We start from the raw sequence: 18,489 nt of genomic DNA, 5'->3' as shown, positions 1-18,489 counted from the left end.
ACACCCGTACGCTCTGCGCTCACCTCTGACGGGGACTGACTCCCACCACGGTCAGGGCGAGTAGTCGGTCCGCCTCGGTAGCGGGGTCCGGATGGTGTTCCGTGGCCAGGGCGATACCGGTGATCAGCATGATCAGGTCGGTGATGGTCACGCCGGGCGTCAGCGCGCCATCGTCCGTTGCGCGGCGTACCAGTGGTTCGCCCGCCTCGGTGAGCTGCGCCGAAGCGCAGTGCTCGTGCGCCTCGGCGGGGTCCGCCGCGCTGTCGCGGGTCAGTGCGATGGCCAGTCCTCGGATGGTCGCGGCGGACGCGGTGACGGCACTGAGCCATTCCAGCAGCGCGGCCCGGGTATCGGCTCTGCCGCCCAGGTTGCGGGCGTGCGCGCACAGGGTCTCGATCCGTTCACGGAAGACCGCCTCCAGCAGTGCGTGGCGGCTGGGAAAGTGCCGGCGCACCGTGGCTGACCCGACTCCCGCAAGGCGGGCGATCTGTTCCAGGGATGCGTCGGCGCCGTGCGCGGCGATCTCCTGCTCGGCCACGGCGAGCAGGCGCGCGTAGTTGCGCCGGGCGTCTGCACGCTGGACTGGCATTGGTCACCTCGAGGTTTGCTAAGTGGCGGGGTCCTCCGTATAGTACCCAAGCGCAAACGGTGGGGCCCGCCGTTTAATAGCCACGCAATCCAGGAGGAGCCCTCATGCCCACCGATCCCGCACCCGTCCTGGTCATCGGCGCCACCGGACAGCAGGGTGGCGCCACCACCCGTGCCCTGCTCGCGGCGGGCGTTCCCGTCCGGGCGCTGGTCCGCAACCCCGCCACCGACCGGGCGAGGGCCGTCGAAGCGCTCGGTGCCGAACTGGTCATCGGTGACCTCGACGATCGCGACTCGCTGGTCAGGGCCGCGCAAGGAGCCCGAGCCGTCTTCTCGGTGCAGATGCCCGCGATGAACGGGGCCTCCATCGACTTCGAGGGTGAGCTGATCCAGGCCGTCAACCTGATCGAGGGCGTGCTGGCCGCGAAAGTGCCGCAGTTCGTGCACACGTCCGTCTCCGGCGCCGGACAGCACACCGAGACCACCGGCTGGGCCGAAGGGCGCTGGGCGCCCCTGGAGCCCTACTTCGCCACCAAGACCAGCATCCAGAACCGGGTACGCGAGGCGGGCTTCACGCACTGGACGCTCATCAAGCCGGGCTGGTTCATGGAGAACTTCCTGCCCTCCTCGGCGTACCTCTTCCCCCGGGGCGTCGAGGGCGGCCTGGCGACTGTGCTGAAGCCGCAGACCCGGCTCTCCCTCGTCGCGGTCGATGACATCGGCAGTGCGGCCGCCGCGGCCATCGCCGAACCCGATCGGTTCAACGGGGTCGAGCTGGAACTGGCCAGCGACTACCTGACCATGACGGAAATCTCCAAGATCCTGTCCCGTGCACTGGGCACCGAGCTGACCGCGCCGGAGATGACCGAGGAGGAAGCGATCGCCGCGGGAATGCCGGCGTGGGCAGGCGTCTCACACGCATACATGAACGTGGCCGGGCAACCCGCCCGCCCGGAATTCGCCCGAGCCCTCGGCATCCCCCTCACGACCTTCGAGGAATGGACGCACGAACACCTCCGGGCCACAGCCTGACCCGGCCCGGGGCACTCGCTCTGTCCACCGGTCCAGCCGTCATCCTCAGCGCTCCCGGGCGCTGCCACGGTCCCGCGATCATCGCCGGTACGGCACCGCCGTACCGGCGATGATCGCCCGGGACTTCGTGGGAAGGGAGTGTCAAGTTATTTTTGCAGTCCCAACCCATCCGAACGATCTACAAGCGGACGCAAAGCATAGGTCTACTCAAGATCTTCGAACCGCCCCTACGACCTCATCGCCCGAACCCCGAGGCACAGCCAGCCATCGACTACTTGACATCCATAGGGGCATCAAGACCGCTACCTCGTACCAGGCCACCATCACCATCGCCGCGCTACTGCAATGGCTGTGAACCTTTGAAGTTAGGGAAAGTCCAGTTCCGCCGTCACCGGCTGGAACAGCTCGGCCGCGCGCTCCGGGTGGTGGCGGTCCAACTCGGCCCACCAGGCCGCATGGCGTACGAGGAACACGTGTGTGTCCGAGTAGTACGAGTCGCGGACGAGTCGCGCGCCGTACTTCGGAGCGAGGATCCGGATGACGGCACGGATCGTCTCGTACCGGTTGGCCAACGTCCCCGGCAGCATCACTTGGTGGGAGATCCCGTTGTAGGTGATGGTGAGCCCATCGTCGGCGTGCTCCGATCCCAGTTCGTCGCCCTCGTCGAGGAATCGGCCGAAGTCCCAGACGACTTCGGTGTCGTCCGCCCGCCAGTCGATCACAGCGGTGTTCCTGAAGTTGCCGAGGTACCCGTCCACCTGTTCGGCGTCGCCGTCGATGAGAACCCTCTCGATGATCTCCGTCACGGCATCGGATACTAGTTCTCGATCAGCTCCTTTGGGGCCGCCAGGTACTCGAACCCTGAACCCTGCCGATCATCGACCCGTGGTCGACCGCCGGTCACCGCCGACGGTAGGTACCTCGACAGGGCTTCCCACTCGACGTCAGACAACCCGTAACGACGACCCACGCGCTACATCATCCGACACCAGGATCCTTTGAAGACACCGCCTAGCAAACGATCTCGAGCGGTGATGCTCGGCAAACCAGATCCGGTGATAGCCCAGCTCCTCGGCCTCGACGGCCAGCCGTAACCCACTCTCGACGGCCGTGGTAGCGGGTGTGTGCTTGGTGATGGGCACCTAGTCGAGAATGGACAGCCTCATTCCGAGGCCTGACCGCTGCGGGACCGGCAGCCCGGTCCGGTGAGGGGCGTTCAGTAACCTTGTGACGGAATTGTCATTCCTCAGTGATTACGAGCGTGATGTAGCCGGTTGAAAACTGGCTTGTCGCCGCGTTTGGCCCGAGTGTGACGCGTCCCGCCGGCACCTTTTTTGCGAACACGACGAAGTGGCGCTGGTCCTTGTCGTTGGTTGGGATGATCATGCTGGTGCGTTTGAAGCCCTGCTGGTTCAGCCACGCCGGCCACCAGTTGTCCACGTCCGGTGCTCCGCGTCTGTCGAAGGCGGCGTACACGGTGGCGTCGTGTGCGACGTCGAAGACCAGGTAGTCCGCCGGGGAGGTCAGTCGCTTGTCGTCGCTGGCGCCGGGGATCAGCACTGCTCCGGTGAGCGGGGCGGGAACGCTGGTGAAGACGGGCGGCCGGTCGATGAAATGCTTGGTACCTACTACCGCGGGGCGGACCGTAGTCAGCTTCGACGGTCTGTGTACTTGGACGTCCTCCAGTTTGAGCATTGGCCGTTTGCTCGGGGCGTTGGTTCCGGCCGTTGCCCTGGGTGTCTGCGGCCGGCCGCTCGGGGCGTTGGTTCCGGGCGTTGCGCTGGGTGTCTGCGGCCGGCCGCTCGGGGCGTTGGTTCCGGGCGTTGCGCTGGGTGTCTGCGGCCGACCGTCCGGGACGTCGGTCCCGGACGTTGCGTTGGACATCTGCGGCCGGTCGCTCGGGGCGCCGTTGCCGAACACGATCCCTATGCCCAGCAGGCCGAAGACCACGACCAGCGCGACGACGACGCGCGCGATCGCGAGCCGTGACCACCGCCGCCGCGCCGGGGGCGGCACGGCCGCCGGGGGGGTGCGTCCGGCCGGGCCGCTGACCGGGCGTACCGACGTGGCCGGCGGCTGCGCCCGGTGCTTCGCGCCGCGCCTCGTCTTGGGCGCCGGCGCGTCCACGGCTGTGTCCGCGTCCACGGCTGTGCCCGCGTCCACGGCTGTGCCCGCGCCCGCGGCTGTGCCCGCGCCCGCGGCCGAGGGCTCGCCGCTGTCACCCATTGCCGCCGTGGGTGGAGCGCCGGTCCGGACCGCCATGGTGGCCGGCGCGCCGGGCTTGGGCCGCCGGGGCGCCGGGATGCCGTGCTCCGCGCGGGCGTCGGCGCTGAGCATCGCGGCGCCCAGCGCGACCGCGTGCTTCGGATGGGTATTGATCATGATAGGTCGCCGCAGAGTGTCCCGCAGCAACTGGGTAACCAGGGGGATCTGGGACGATCCGCCGACCAGAAGCACGGCGGTGAGGTCCTGCAGGGTGATGCCGGCGGCGGTCAGGGTCCGCCGGAACGTTTCGATGGTGGTCTCCACGGACGGCGTGATCATCTGCTCGAACGCTTTCCGGGTCACGGTCACGTGCCGGACCGAGCCGGGTAGCGGCACCGTGATCTCCGCCTGCTCGCGGGTGGACAGCGCCTCCTTCGCGAGCATGCAGTCGCGCTGCAGGGTGGCCAGGATCGAAGCGGTACCGGGATCGGTCGGGTCCAGCGCGGTGATCGCACCGTCCAGCTGGCGGTCGACGTGGTCCACGATCGCCTGGTCGAAGTCGGCGCCGCCGAGCCATTCGATGCCCTCGGGGGTGCCGATGATCTCCAACCCGTCTCGGCCGTTGCGTACCACCGCGCTGTCGAATGTGCCCCCGCCCAGGTCGTAGACCGCCAGCAGGCCGTCCGGGGGCAGTGGCTGGGTGGAGCAGTAGTACGTGGCCGCAGCCACCGGCTCCGTGGTGGTGATGACGATCGGGCCGTCCGACCCGGTCACGGACCCCGGCTCGGCCTGCGGGCGGGGCAGGCCGGCCAGGTGCGGGATGGCGGCGAACTGCTCGCGTCGGTACGGGCCCCACACCGCCGGATGGGTCAGCACGATCCGGTCGGGCGGGCCGCCCTGGGCCTCGCTGACGGTGTCCACCACGGAACGGAGCAGGGCTGCCATCAGGGCGGTGGGGGAGTACGGCGCCCCGTCCAGGATCACCGGGGTGGGATCACCGAGGCGGCGCTTGAACTCCCGCGCCGCCCGACCGGGGTCCTGCAGACCGAGGCGGTCGGCCGCCTCACCGGTCAGCAGCGTGCCCTTCTCGTCAAGGTAGGCGACCGACGGGGTGACGATCGCCTGCCCGGCCAGCGGCACCATGTCCAGGGCCCAGGAGGAGGCGGTCGCTGCGGCGGTGAAGCTGGTACCCAGGTCGACACCCACCCCGTACATACTCAGAGTCTCCTCACCGAGCCCGTCCCCGCTACCATGCACAAACGTCATAGCTGGTTAACAGCGCCATCACGATACGCCGCTGCATTCGGGGTCACAAGATCGTCAGTGTTGACATCGGGAGGCGAGCAATGGACGTTGCGGTGGCCGACGACGGCGCGCTGTTCCGCGAAGGGCTGCAACTGCTGCTGTCCGCCGCAGGGCACGGAGTGGTTGGCTGCGTGGAGGACGGCGACCGACTGCTGGAGTTACTGGCCCGCACCGCCGTCGACGTGGCCATTCTGGACATTCGGATGCCGCCAGGCGCGGACGGCGGATTGGAGACCGCCCAGCGCGTACGGGAGAGGTACCCCGACGTCGGGCTGCTGCTGTTGTCCCAGCACGCCGAGGCGCACTACCTGTTCCGGCTGCTGGAGATCGGCACCGAGCGGATCGGGTACCGGCTCAAGGACCAGGTGGCCGGGGTGACCGTGCTCGCCGACACGCTGGTGCGCATCGCCGCCGGTGAGATCGTGATCGAGCCGGCACTGGCCGCCAACCTGGTGGACCGGCCGAGTCCTCCGGTACGTGGTGTGCTGGCCGATCTCACCGAGCAGGAACGCGCCGTGCTGCGACTCATGGCGGAGGGACGTTCGAATTCCGGGATCGCGACGGAGTTGTTCCTGTCGGTCAAGACGGTCGAGAAGCGGATCGCGAGCATATTCGCCAAGCTGAACCTGCCGGCTGAGTCGGCAGCGCACCACCGGCGGGTCCTGGCGGTGCTCGCGTACCTGCGCTCGAACCAGATGGCGGACTAGGGCCGTGCCCCGGACCACTGGCGGCTGGCTGGCGGATCCATCCCCACCAGCCGGGCCGTTCACCATCCTGGCCCGGCTGGCGTCCTCGGGTGCGCTGCCCGCGCCGGCAGGGCCGCAGGACCCGCTGGGCGGATACCGGCCGATCCTGCGTACGCTGCTGTGCGAGCTCGGCCAGGCCCACGCGGTGCGCTACGCGGCGCTGTGGCTGCCCTCAGAGACGGCACGCGGTACCAGCACCCCACCGTGGACACCCGCGGTCACATGGCGGCCCGGGCGCTGGGTGCGGGGCGCGCTGCCGAACCCGGTAGCCGACCCGGACCTGCTGCTGGGCGCGGCCGGTGTGGTCGCGACCGCGGACGTGACCGACGGCGGGACCCGGTACGGGGTGCTGGTGCTGGCACACCCGGAGGATCCACGGCACCCGCTGGCCGCCGCGGCGTCGCTGGGCGAGACAGCGGTCTGCGTCGGCCTGCTGCTGCGCCAGGCTGTCCACCGCGCGGCGTGCGCCGCCGTGCGGGCCCGGGCCGACCGGGCGGTACGCCGGGTCAGCGCGACCGAGCTGGAGTTGCTCACGGTGCAGGCGGTGGAGCGCGACCGGCTCGCCACCGCGGTCACCGCGACGCCCGGCCGGCAGCTGCGGGCGATCCTGGACCGCACCGCGGACCTGGAGCGGGCGCTGCGCGCCGGCTCACCGCAGGCCACGGCGATCGCCGGCGGCATCCGGGCCGGGCTGGGCGAGATGATCGAGCAGTTCCGGTCCGTTGTCCGTGGGGTGTACCCGCAGGTCCTGCGTAGTACCGGCGTGCGCGCGGCGCTGGAGGAGGTCACCGCGACGCTGCCGGTACCGGTGGTCTTCAGCGGCGAACTGGGCCAGCGCCAGGGCTGGGAGGTCGAGTCCGGGCTGTACCAGGCCGGCGCGTCCGCGGCGGCTGCGCTGGGCGCCAGCGGCGGCCAGCAGCCGGTGTACCTGGAACTGAGCCGGTCCAACGGTGTGCTGACGATCCGTGCGCAGCGGGCCGACGCCGAGCCGGCCCGGGTCGCAGCGGCGCTGCGGGACGATTCCCGGCGGCTGGCGGCGCTGGGCGGCCGGCTGCGGGTGGATCGGGCCGGTCAGGGCGCGGCGACCGTGGTGGACATCCTGCTGCCGGAGCGGCTCGGCGGCGACTGGCCGGAGCCCGCGCGTACCGCCGCGCCGGAGCCGGCCGGGCCGCAGCCGGGCGAGGCCAACGCCGCCGCATCCGAGCTGTTGGTCGGTGTCTCCGCGCGCCGCCTGCTGACCCTGCTCGTGACCGGCCCGGAGGCGCCTGCGGAAAGCCCGCCGTCACGGGTCGCGGTCGACCGGCAGGACGGTCAGGCACGGGTGGTGGTGGTCGGGGCCTCGGCACCCGAGCTGGTATCGGTGCTGTACGGGCCGGCCGGTACCGCCCGACGGGAGCCGCCGGTCGGGGTGGTCCCGCCCACCGGTTACCAGTACCAGCCGTACCCGCGGATCACGCTGGACCCGGCTCGCGGGGCACCGCCGTGGCGTCCGGTCCGGCTGCCCGACTGGTCCGGCGCCGCGTGGCCGGGCGCAGCGGCCGGCGTGGACCGGATCCTGGTCGAGGGACCCGTGGACGCGCTGCGCGGGCTGCGGCTGCTGCACCACCGCGACCGGGTCGACGCCGAACTCGCGGCCAGGCTGCGCACCTGGTCGGGTATTGCCGACGGGCCCCCCGACGCGGTCGTGCTGGTGCTGTCCGGGCCGGCCGGCGCGGCGGAGTTGGAGTTCCTGACCGCCCTGCGGTCGCCGGGCGGGGACGGATTCTCGCCGGTGGCGATCTGCGCACTACGCGAGGGTACCGCCGCCGGATCACAGCAGCAGCTGGAGCCGATGTGCGACACGATCGTGGACTGGAGTGCGGCCCCGAGCGGCGGTACCGCGGTCGAGGCGGCGCTGCACACCCGGGTACGCGCCTGGTCGGGGGTACTGGCCGCCCGGTGGGCGCTGCGCGCACTGGTGGCGTGCCTGACCGGGGGGCAGCTGGACGATCAGTTCGCCCGGGCGGTGGAGGCGGCCGTCGCGGGCGCGTACGAGGTGGCCGAGCTGGACCTGTTGCAGGCGTTGCAGGGCCGGCGGATCCGGCTGCCGCGCGGGCACGACGAGGCGCTGCGCCTGCTCGGCGCGCACGGTCCGGACTCGCGGTCCCGGCTCGGCCTGGCCGACGACGCCGGCTCGGGGCAGGTGACCCAGGCCGCGACCCAGGCACTGGTGTTCTGGCGGACCCAGTCCATGGCCCCGGACTCGGGACCGGCCGGGCGCAGTGCGTGCGCGCTGCTGGTACGGACGTGCGAGCGGCTGCTCACCGCCGGCGCCGACTGACCGGCGCGAGGCAGCACGGGAGGGCGGCCCGGCGGTACCGGCGGGACGGCTCAGATCGCCACGAACCCGTTGACCCGGGTACCGGTGGTCGGGCTCGACCGTACCGTCAGCGTGCCGTCGACCGAGGCCAAACGGGCGGCGAGCTGGCGCAGCGGCATCCGCCCGTCCGTGTCGAAGCCCGGCCCGGTGTCGGCCACCTCGAAGCTCAGGCCCTCGGGGGAGGTACGTAGCGTCAGCGTGACCGCGGCGCCCGGGGCGTGCTTGTGCGCGTTGCTGACCGCTTCCAGGCAGGCCAGGTAGACGGCGGACTCCACCTCGGGCGGGTACCGATGGCCGGCCAGCCGTGGGTCGACGTCTAGGGTGACCGTGTCGAGCGTGCCCAGCCGGGCCGCCAACGCGGCCATCAGACCGTGGTCGGCCAACGGTGCCAGCAGGCCGGTCGCGGTGGTGTGCAGCACCTCCTCGGTGCTGGCCAGCAGCTCCCGCAGCCGGTCGAGGTGCCGGCCCGCCTCGGCGGCGTTACCGGCGTCCAGCTGGTGTTCCACCATGGCCAGCGACATCTGCAACGCGACCATGTGGTGCTGGGCGCCGTCGTGCAGGTCGCGCTCCAGTTGGTACCGCTGGCGCTCCATCTCGCCCGCGGCCCGCAGCCGGGCGTCGGCCAGCAGCAGGGCGCTCTGACCGATCAGCCTCTCGGCGCTGCCGGCGATCAGCTGGGCCTGGATGTCGCTGACCAGCAGGCCGGTCACCGCGTGCAGCTCGGGCCACCGGCGCAGCCGCTCGGCCGCCGCCGGCGGCTCGATCAGGAGGTCGGCCAAAACCTGCTCGCCGTCGCACACTCGGACCGGCGCCGCCCCGGTCACGGGTACCGCCGCATCGGCGCCGGTACCGGCCCACTGGTACTCCTGCACGGTGTGTCCGGCCGCCGTGTCGGCGTCGTCGCCCGCCGGCGGGGGCAGCCACAGCGCGATGGTGACCTTCGCGGCCTCCAGGCACCCACCCAGCGCTCGGGCCAGGGCTTCGGCCTGCACTCCCGGCAGCGGCCGACCCGGCAGGCCGTGCACCGCGTCGACCACCCGTGTCACGTTGTCCGGCGGGCCCGGCATCGGGGACGGCCCGTCGGCTCGCTGCGTCGCGCGGCGCATGCCCGCCACTCTAGGCGGCTCCGGTCGGGCCGGCTGACCCGGCTCGTGAGCCGCGACGGCCTCTCGCCACGGTCGCGTCCAGGAGCTCACGCGGCGCAGAGCAGGTGGTTGGCCGTTGCCTTGCGGGCCGCCCGCAGCGCGTAGTACACCCGGCTCTTGACCGTGCCGACCGGTACCCCGAGCGTTGCGCTGATCTCGGCCGCGGTCCGGCCTTTCAGGTACGTCTCCACCAGCGCGGCCCGGTGCTCCGGCCACAGCCCGTGCAGCACCTGCTCGACCAGCAGGGAGTCCACTACGACGGCCATCGGGTCCGCCGTGGCCACCTCGGCGGCGTTGTCGATGTCCACCTCGGTCGGCCGGGCCTTCTTCATGCGGTACCCGTCCATCACCAGGTTGTGCACCACCCGGCGCAGCCAGCCCAGCACCGACCCGCGGTCGGCGGTGAGCTGGTCCAGGTGCCTCCACGCCCGCAAGAACGCCTCCTGCACCACGTCCTCGGCGCGCCCGGTGTCGCCGTCGGTCAGCCGCTGCGCGTACCTCAGCAGCGGCTGCTGGTAGGCATCCATCAGTTCGCGCAGGCGGAAATCGTTTTCCGGCGCGCTGCTGTGTCGCTTGCTCTGCACCCGTTCGGCCATGCCCTGACAGTGCCGTCGAGGGCCGGTCGCTCGACATGGTGCGGCCCCTGCTCCTGCGGGTGCCACCCCTCGGGCTGGAGAGGGTTATCCCTACGCCCTGCGCCGATACCGGCGGCCCACACCCGCCGCCGCTGGTTCGTGTGTCGGTCCGTGAACCCGACGGCGCTGCGAGGCCGTGCTCCACGTGGACGACCGCGCACGTGCCGCCCGCGGGCGGAGCGGCGACGGTCGTCCGCCACCGCCGCGACGGCCGGTAACGCGGGCGGGCTGCGGTGGCCCCCGAGTGACGGCGCCGTGGCGCCCCCGACCGAAGAGGTGGGCATGCAGGAGACGGACTTCCCGGCGGTGGGCATCGGCATCACGACGCACAACCGGAGCGTCGTGCTACGTACCGCCCTGGAGGCGATCCGCAAGTATGCGCCCAGCGGCGCCGCGATAGTCGTGGTCGACGACGCCAGCGACGAGCCGGTGGAGGAGGCGACGTTCCGCTTCGACAGCAACGTCGGTATCGCCCGGGCCAAGAACAAGTGCCTGGAACTGCTGGTGGAGCGGGGCTGTACGCACCTGTTCCTGTTCGACGACGACTGCTGGCCGCTCGTGGACGGCTGGGAACGGCCGTACATCGAGAGTCCCGAACCGCATCTGATGTACATGTTCACCGACACCCCGCGTGGCCGGCTGACCGACGCGACGGAGATCTACCGGGACGCGGAACTCCGGGCGTACACCCATCCCCGCGGCTGCATGCTCTACCTCGAGCGGCGGGTGCTGGACCAGGTGGGCGGGTACGACACCCGGTACGGCCGGTGGGGGTACGAGCACCTGGACCTCTCCAACCGGATCTACAACGCCGGCCTGACCTCGTTCCGGTTCGCCGACGTGGTCGGCAGCGAAGACCTCATCTTCAGTTGCGACGAGCGCACCAGGGTCGGTTCCAGCGTGTCCGACATCGAGCGCTTCCACCTGGTGCGCAACCTCAAGACCCGCTCGGAGGCCAGTTACACCTCGGCCGAGTACCGCGAGTTCCGTACCGTCCCGGTCGGTGCGGCGGCGACGCGGAACGTGGTGCTGACCACGTACCTCACCGCACAGCCCGACCCGCAGCGCGGTGTTGCCTGGACACCGAACTACGCCGACCTGGCCGAGTTGCGCCGCTCCGTCGAGCGGCACGGGCAGCGGTTGGTGGTGCTGCACGACTGTTTCGACGACGAGCCGGACACCGACCTGGTCACGCACGTGCGGGTGACACCGGGCGGGGAAGGCGGCTCGCCGTACTTCCACCGCTGGCTGTGCTGGTGGCGGTACCTGCGTGAGCACCCTGAGATCGAGCAGGTGTGGTGCGTCGACGGCACCGACGTGGAGATGCTGCGCGATCCTTTCCCGGAGATGGAGGACCGGCTGTACGTGGGCGACGAGCCGGCGCCGCTGTGCATCCCGTGGATGGTGTACCAGCACGGTGGCAGCGCCAGACTGTTGCAGTTCCTGTCCGACAACCGGGGTGTCCAGCTGCTCAACGCCGGGATCGTCGGCGGCCGGCGGGAGACGGTGCTGGAGTTCTGCCGGGACCTGTTCGAGTTCTGTGTCACCAACGCCCGGGAGGTCGGCCCGCTCGACATGGGGCCGTTCAACTACGTGGCCCGCACCTGGTACGCGGGGATGATCGTGCACGGCCGCCAGGTCTGTACGGAGTTCCGTAAGGACGACCGGACCAGCACCGAGTCGTGGTGGCGGCACAAGTAGGCGAATCCGGGCCGTGGCAGGCGTGAACCCTGCTGGCGCTCGGGGCGTGCCACAGATGAACCCTGGACACGGCGAAGGAGGGTGGTGACCGTGGACACGGACCTGGACGTGGCACCGGAGGTGACACGTGACGGCGAACGTGACGAGTCGATGCACGCGTTGCTGCTGCGGTTGGCCGGCTCGCTGCCGGACCGGGTGCTGACCGACGCGCGGGACGCGCTGGCCGCCGGCCGGCGGCTGGACGTCGTACAGGCGGTCGCCTTCGAGGCGGTCTCCCAGCCGCTGCAACTCGACGCCGACGAGATCGCGGCGCTGCGCGAGGAACTGGCACTCAGCGGCGGGGACATCGACCTCGGTCTGGCGCTGGAGGAGCTGCGCGGGGAGCGTCCGCCGGCACCGTGGCAGTTCCTGTCCGACCTGCCGACCACCCAGGAAGACCTGGCGTTGATGGTGCTTCCGCAGGACCGCACCGCCGACCCGGTCGACCTTCTCGACCCGATCGACCGGGCGGTGCTGGCCGCGGCGAAGGCGATCCCGACGGTACGCGCGGTGTGGCGGGCGTGGCGGATGCCGTCCACCGCCCGCCCCTGGCAGGACCCGGTACGGGTGGTCGTGGTCAGCGTGGACGGCACCTCGGACTCCCTTCCCGCCATCAGCGCCCAGCTACGACAGGTCATGGTCGAGGCCGGGGACGACGAGGCCCAGGTCGAGGTCTGCTGGGCCGGGCTGCACTCGCCGTACTACCAGACCCTGGCCCGCTCGTCCGGATCCCTGCTGTGGGCGGCGCGGCCGGCCGCGCCGGTGGCCACCGCCCGGCTCTTCGACGGCGTCGATCCGGTGCGCGGCCCCTGGTTCGCCACCAACCGGCCGGTGGTCTCCGATGCCACCGAACGCGACGACCTGCTCGACGCACTGCGCGGAGGGGTGGTCATCGCGTGGAGCAGCGCCGAGATGCCCGACATCCTGGCCCCGGACCGCGGCGACGTGGTGCCGATGCACCTGCGTACCGACGGGACCTGGCTGTGGAGCGAGGCGGTCGGCTACTACCTGGAACACTACGGCCTGGCGCCGGACCCGCAGCTGGTCGCGCACCTGACCGGGGACGAGCCCGTCGAGCCCCTGGACGAGATCTCCGTGCACCGTGCCCTGGTGCACCTGTGCCGACCGGACCCCGAGGCGGTCGTCTGGTCGCCGTCCGGTGCCGACGACGCCCCGGTGACACCGGCCGACGCCCCCTCGTCCGACATCCCGTCGCCCGACGGCCTGGCGCCGACCCACCCGGAGCTGCCGGACGTGGCACCCGAGGCAAGGCCGGACGCCGGTACGCTCCGGCCGGTGTCGCCGTGACCGAAATGCTCGCCCTGCGGCAGCGGGCACCCCTGCCGTCGTCCTGGAAGGTGTCGCAGCCGGCCCAGGGCGAACCGGTCGGGAAGCACGTGGCGCGGTACCTGCGTCAGGCGTCGCAGGCGGTGGGCGCCGCCGTGGCGCGCATCCTGCCGGACGCCGGTGCGCGGGTGCCGGTGCTCGGTCCGGGGCCTTGGGAGGCACCGGGATCGGTCACCCCCGGCCCGGCGGGCTGGTTCGCGCTCGCGGTCGAGGCCGGCCGGTCCGGCTTCCGGCTGGACGGCCGGCCGGTGGCCGCCGCCGACCTGGCCCGGGCGATCTGGCACTGCCCCCGCTGGCGGGGCCGGCCGGTGCTGCTGGTCACCCAGCGGTCCGCGTCGGCCGACGGGGTCGGACCGGTGCTGCACCAGCTCGCGGCCGACCTGGGGGCACCGGTCTACGCCTCGGACTCCGGGATCCGCTTCACCTTCGGGCGCGCCTCCGCGAACGGGCTGTTCTGGTGCTGGCGTCCGGGCGGCGGGGACGAACCGGAGCCGGCGGGCAACGTGCTGCCCCCGCTGGGACCGGTACGCGTCCGTCCCACCCCGACCGGCCGGGTGCCCGGCCGCAACCACCAGCCGCCGTCCCCGGTGCCGTCCCCCGCGACCCCCGATCCGGGAACCGCCCCGTCGCCCGCCGACCCGGCAGAGGCCACGTCACCCGCTGCGGCACCGGAATCCGGACCCGAGCTGCCTTCGCCGGTGGAAGCGGCGTTCGAGGTGCACAGCCTGGCGCTTCCGGTGATCGAGCTGCCCCGGCCCGACCTCAGCCTCCAGCGCATGGTGCTGACGGAATTCGACGTGCCCCGGCTGGAGCTGGACACCTGCCGGCCGCTGATCGCCGACCCGGATGCCGCCAGCCCGACCGTGTCCGTCCCGACTGCGGCCACCCTGACGGCATCCGTGCCGGCTGCGGCCACCCTGACTGCGGCCACGCCGGAAGCCATGGACGCTCCGACGACCGGCCCGGAGAGCACCGACGCCCCGGCGAACGGCGCGGGCGGCGATCCGCCGCCGGTGCCACCCGCCAACCGGGGCGCGGCGTGGTTCGGGGTACGGGCCCGCACCGACGAAGCGGACCGGGAGCGGCTGCGTACCGTGCTGGGCTGGAAGTTCCAGGCCCACTCCCGGACGGTGGCCCGGGCGCTGTCGCTGCACCCGGGGCTGCGCAGTGCGGTCGGCGCGCACGACGTGATGGCCGGGCTGGTCACGGTGCTGGCTCTGCTCGACGGGGTGGGCGAGCGGGTCAACGACGCGTTGCGCGGTGGAGGCACGCCCGACGAGGACGTCCAGTTGCTGGCCCGGTGCGCCCGCGCCGGTCTGGAGCAACTGCCGGCCGTCGGGGGACCCGTCTTCGCCGCGGTACCCGCCGGACTGGACGTCGGCCGGTACCGGGCCGGGGACCTGGTGGTGGAGCCGGCGTTCACCACGGTGTCGTGCCACGGTGGCACCGAGGGCGACGCGGGCCGGTACGCGATCTGGTCGGCCACCGCGCGGCGGCTGGACCAACTGGGTATCGCCGACGGGCCTGGTGTCCGCGCCGGGCGGGCCATGTTCGCCGCCGGTTCCCGCTTCGCGGTGCTCGGCGTCGACGAGGGGCCGGACGGCGCGCCGTACGTACTGCTGCGGGAGGTCGTCTCCGGGCACCGCGACGGCGCACTCGACGAGCGGGTGGCCGGCAAGCTGCGCGACGCGCTCGCCGCCCAGCCGCAACGCGCGGCGCCCGCGCCGCTGCCGTGGCCGCTCGGCTTCGCGGCCGGCGACCGCCCATTCGCGCTCGAATCCGGACCGGGCGGCGCGTGATGTACGAGGAGACGATCCCCGGCTTCCTCCGGTCCGACCCCGGCGGCCCGGCCCGGCCCGGCCCGCCCCACGCCGGCAACACCCCCGGCGGCGACAGTCAGCAAGGAGCGATCCCGTGACCACCAGTGTGCTGTCGGTGTCGGCCAGGGACACCGGATGCCTCACCGACATCTCCCGGGCACTGGAGTCGGCGGCGCCCGGCGACACCGTCGCGGTACGCCCTGGCGTGTACCGCGAGGCGCCGCTGTTCCGTCGGAACGTCGTCCTGGTCGCCGAGGACGGACCGGGCACCGTCACCATCGAGGTGCCCCCGGGCGGGGCCATCCTGGCCGCCGGGGGCGAGATCCTGATCCAGGACATCGTCATTCGTGGCGGCGACGAACGGATGCCGCTGCTCCAGGTGGCGGCCGGCCGGGTCCGTCTGGAGGCGTGCACCGTCGACGCCACGGCGGCGGCCGCGATCCACGTGCGCGGGGGCACCGTGGAGATGCGCGGCGGCGCGATCGGCAACTCCGGTGGGGCCGGCGTGGTCCACGAGGCCGGCGCGGGCGAGTACACCCGCGTACGGATGAGCGGCATCGCCAAGTGCGCGATCATGACGGCCGGATCGAGCGCCCCGGTGTTCCGGGACTGCACGTTCACCGGGATCGCGGAGGCGGCGCTCCTGGCCGTGGGTGCCAGCGCCCCGCGCCTGGAGGACTGCCGCATTGACGAGGTCGGCCAGTACGCCGTCGTCGCGCAGCAGGCCGCCCGGCCGTACCTGGTCGGGACCACGGTGTCCGGCGGCGAGGTCGGGCTGCTCGTCAGCGACCGGGCGACCCCGGTGCTGGAGCGCTGCGAGATCCGGGACGCCCGGGTGCACGCCGTGGTGACCATGGGGCAGGCGGCACCCGCGCTCTCCGACACGCGCGTCACCCGGGCCCGGGGCCACGGCCTCGACTGCCGGGACACCTCCGCGCCGCAGCTGACCAACTGCGAGGTGCGTGACTGCGGCGCGGCCGGGGTGGTGGTCAACGGCACGGCGACGCCGCACCTCACCGGGGGTACGGTGGCGGACTGCGCGGACGCGGGCGTGTTCCTGACCGGCCGGTCGAAGGCGCGGCTGGACGGGGTCGGGGTCCACGACGTTCCCATCGGCGTGGCGATCGAGCAGGAAGCCGACCCGCACCTGCACGGCCTGATCATCGAGGGCGTCCGGTACGGCCTGCACGCGACCGGCGGAGCCGGCCGGTTCTCCAACGGCCAGGTCACCGGGGCGCGGACCGCCGGGGCGAAGCTCGCCGACAGCGCGACCACCGTGCTGTCCAACTCCCGGATCACCGGCTGCCGGGTCGGCGTGGAGGTGGCCGGGAACGCCCGGCCCACCCTGTCCTCGATGGCCGTGGAGGAGTCGGGTGGGGCGGGCGTGCGGACCGGCGGCCCCAGCGCGGCCATCCTGTCCCGCAGCCGGATCAGCGGCAGTCGCGGCCCGGGGATCCGGGCCGGCGCCGGCAGCACCGTTACCGCCACGGACTGCGAGATCGTGGGCAACCAGGGGCCGGGTGTCGTGGTGGAGACCGACGCACCGGTGCGGCTCCACGGCGGGGTGGTGCGTGGCAACGGCGGCGTCGCCGTGGACGCGCCGAGCCCGACCGCCGCGGTCGAGTTGTCAGGAGTGGACACCGGCCACAACGGACGCCCGATCTCTCTCCCGCCGCCCGGGGCCGGGCGGCCGGACGCACCGGGGGCCGACGCCCCGAAGTCCGCTCCCGCCCCGACCGGAGGAATCGGGTCGGACGTCACCCCGCCCGGGAAGCTGACCGGTGCCCGCCCGTCGGGCCTCGCGCCGTCCGACGTCGGGTCATCCGCTCCGGCGGTGCCCGCCGGCGGCGGTCCCGGTTCCGGTGACGGGCCGCCGAGTGGCGGCGCGACGGGTGGTGGTGGGGAACCGGACGGGCCGGTGGCCGCGCTGCTGCGCGAACTGGACGGACTGGTCGGCCTGGCCGGCGTCAAACACGAGGTGGCCACCCTGGTCGGGCTCAACCAGATTGCCAAGCGTCGCCGGGAGGCCGGGCTGCACGTACCGCCCATGTCCCGGCACCTGGTCTTCGCCGGGCCGCCCGGCACCGGTAAGACCACCGTGGCCCGCATCTTCGCCCGGATCCTGGCCACCCTCGGGGTGCTCTCCAGCGGGCAACTGGTCGAGGTGTCCCGCAGCGACCTGGTCGCCGAGCACGTCGGCGGCACCGCGGTGAAGACCACGGCCCGGTTCGAGGAGGCCCTGGGCGGGGTGCTGTTCATCGACGAGGCGTACACGCTCTCGACCGGCGGGGGCGGCGGCCACGACTTCGGCCGGGAGGCCATCGACACCCTGGTCAAGCTGATGGAGGACCACCGGGACGAGGTGGTCGTGGTGGTCGCTGGCTACACCCCGAACATGCGTACCTTCCTGGCCGCCAACCCGGGTCTGGAGTCCCGTTTCGCCCGTACCATCCAGTTCGACAGCTACTCGGACGACGAACTCGCCGAGATCGTCGAGCGGCTCTGCCGCGCCCACCACTACGCGCTGGAGTACGAGACGCGGCAGGCCCTGGTACGCCACTTCAGCGACATGCCTCGCAACGAGACCTTCGGCAACGCCCGCGTGGCGCGCCAGGTCTTCGAGGACATGCTGGGGCGTCAGGCGTACCGGCTGTCGAACAACCCGCAGGCCCCGGACCTCGAACTGGCCCGGCTGCTGCCGGAGGACCTGGGCGACCAGGCGGCCGCGCCGTCGGCGGCGGCCGGCGTGGCGCAGGCCGTCCAGGACCTGCTCGGCAAGCTGAACGCGATGGTCGGCCTGGACGCGGTCAAGCGCGAGGTGACCGACGTCATCGACCTGATCGCCTCGACCGAGGCCCGGACCCGGGCCGGCCTGCCCACTCCGACGATCTCCCGGCACCTGGTCTTCGCCGGGGCGCCCGGCACCGGCAAGACCAGCGTGGCCCGACTGTACGGGCAGCTGCTCAACGCGATGGGTGTGCTGCGCACCGGGCAGCTCGTCGAGGTCAGCCGGGCCGACCTGGTCGGTGAGTACGTCGGGCACACCGCCGTCAAGACCACCGACGTGTTCAACCGGGCGCGCGGCGGGGTGCTGTTCATCGACGAGGCGTACGCGCTGGCCGGCCAGGGCAACGACTTCGGCCGAGAAGCCATCGACACGCTGGTGAAGCTGATGGAGGACCACCGGGACGACATCGTGGTGATCGCGGCCGGGTACACCGGGGACATGCGCCGGTTCCTGGCCAACAACGTGGGCCTGGCCTCCCGGTTCAGCCGGCAGGTCCCGTTCGAGTCGTACACCGCCTCGGAACTGGTGTCCATCGTGCAGACGCTGGCCCGCGACAGCGGCTTCGACTTCAGCAACGACTGCCTCCCGGTGCTGTCGGAGCACTTCGACAGCCTGACCCGGGACGAGACCTTCGGAAACGGCCGGTACGCCCGCCAGCTGCTCGAACGCACCATCACCAAGCAGGCCAACCGGCTGCGCCGCGCGGCCGCACCGACAGTCGACGACATGCGCCAGCTGTACGCGGCCGACGTACGGGCAGCCCTGGCCGCCTGACCCAG

The 18,489-nt window shown here is 72.3% G+C and carries 12 protein-coding genes; 7 read left to right on the top strand and 5 right to left on the bottom strand.

Features of this window, described 5'->3' with window-relative positions; translation table 11 throughout:
- Positions 1–19 precede the first annotated feature (19 nt).
- Positions 20–589: a TetR/AcrR family transcriptional regulator gene (locus ACLQ22_RS22415; RefSeq protein WP_357875691.1), complete on the bottom strand. Its 570-nt coding sequence runs from the start codon at positions 587–589 to the stop codon at positions 20–22.
- Between the two features lie 104 nt (positions 590–693).
- Here ACLQ22_RS22415 and ACLQ22_RS22410 point away from each other — a divergent pair, with 104 nt between their 5' ends.
- Positions 694–1,620 (top strand): NmrA family NAD(P)-binding protein, encoded by a 927-nt coding sequence (locus ACLQ22_RS22410; protein ID WP_425694044.1) that lies wholly within the window; start codon positions 694–696, stop codon positions 1,618–1,620.
- A gap of 365 nt (positions 1,621–1,985) precedes the next feature.
- On the opposite strand, the gene ACLQ22_RS22405 is transcribed toward ACLQ22_RS22410, so the two are convergent.
- Both ACLQ22_RS22405 and ACLQ22_RS22400 read right to left on the bottom strand, forming a co-directional pair.
- The gene (locus ACLQ22_RS22405) at positions 1,986–2,426 is read right to left on the bottom strand and encodes a hypothetical protein (protein WP_425694043.1); all 441 of its coding nucleotides are present in this window, start codon (positions 2,424–2,426) and stop codon (positions 1,986–1,988) included.
- A gap of 433 nt (positions 2,427–2,859) precedes the next feature.
- On the bottom strand, positions 2,860–4,968 hold the full coding sequence (locus tag ACLQ22_RS22400; protein ID WP_425694042.1) for an Hsp70 family protein: 2,109 nt from the start codon (positions 4,966–4,968) through the stop codon (positions 2,860–2,862).
- A gap of 215 nt (positions 4,969–5,183) precedes the next feature.
- On the opposite strand from ACLQ22_RS22400, the gene ACLQ22_RS22395 reads away from it, so the two are divergent.
- Positions 5,184–5,837 carry a response regulator gene (locus ACLQ22_RS22395; RefSeq protein WP_425694041.1) on the top strand — a complete coding sequence of 218 codons (654 nt, stop codon included), beginning with the start codon at positions 5,184–5,186 and terminating at the stop codon, positions 5,835–5,837.
- 4 nt (positions 5,838–5,841) lie between these two features.
- A complete protein-coding gene (locus ACLQ22_RS22390; RefSeq protein WP_425694040.1) occupies positions 5,842–8,196 on the top strand; it encodes a hypothetical protein in 2,355 nt (784 codons plus the stop codon).
- Positions 8,197–8,246: 50 nt separating this feature from the next.
- Here the strand turns inward: ACLQ22_RS22390 and ACLQ22_RS22385 are convergent, their stop codons facing one another.
- Positions 8,247–9,341 (bottom strand): sensor histidine kinase, encoded by a 1,095-nt coding sequence (locus ACLQ22_RS22385; protein WP_425694039.1) that lies wholly within the window; start codon positions 9,339–9,341, stop codon positions 8,247–8,249.
- Between the two features lie 86 nt (positions 9,342–9,427).
- Positions 9,428–9,976: a sigma-70 family RNA polymerase sigma factor gene (locus ACLQ22_RS22380; RefSeq protein ID WP_425694038.1), complete on the bottom strand. Its 549-nt coding sequence runs from the start codon at positions 9,974–9,976 to the stop codon at positions 9,428–9,430.
- A 321-nt stretch (positions 9,977–10,297) separates the two neighbouring features.
- Here ACLQ22_RS22380 and ACLQ22_RS22375 point away from each other — a divergent pair, with 321 nt between their 5' ends.
- The 4 genes from ACLQ22_RS22375 to ACLQ22_RS22360 all read left to right on the top strand — a co-directional run bounded on the left by ACLQ22_RS22375 (position 10,298) and on the right by ACLQ22_RS22360 (position 18,484).
- Positions 10,298–11,716: a glycosyltransferase family 2 protein gene (locus tag ACLQ22_RS22375; protein ID WP_425694037.1), complete on the top strand. Its 1,419-nt coding sequence runs from the start codon at positions 10,298–10,300 to the stop codon at positions 11,714–11,716.
- Between the two features lie 84 nt (positions 11,717–11,800).
- Positions 11,801–13,063, top strand: coding sequence for a hypothetical protein (locus ACLQ22_RS22370; protein WP_425694036.1), 1,263 nt, complete (start codon positions 11,801–11,803; stop codon positions 13,061–13,063).
- Positions 13,060–14,901 carry a hypothetical protein gene (locus ACLQ22_RS22365; RefSeq protein WP_425694035.1) on the top strand — a complete coding sequence of 614 codons (1,842 nt, stop codon included), beginning with the start codon at positions 13,060–13,062 and terminating at the stop codon, positions 14,899–14,901. Before ACLQ22_RS22370 ends, ACLQ22_RS22365 begins: the two co-directional genes overlap by 4 nt.
- 115 nt (positions 14,902–15,016) lie before the next feature.
- Positions 15,017–18,484, top strand: a complete 3,468-nt coding sequence (locus ACLQ22_RS22360; protein WP_425694034.1) for an AAA family ATPase — start codon at positions 15,017–15,019, stop codon at positions 18,482–18,484.
- Positions 18,485–18,489 lie beyond the last annotated feature (5 nt).

Origin of the sequence: Micromonospora sp. DT178, assembly GCF_049841695.1 — a bacterium.
GTDB lineage: Bacteria > Actinomycetota > Actinomycetes > Mycobacteriales > Micromonosporaceae > Micromonospora.
This window is presented reverse-complemented; position numbering and strand designations above follow the sequence as displayed.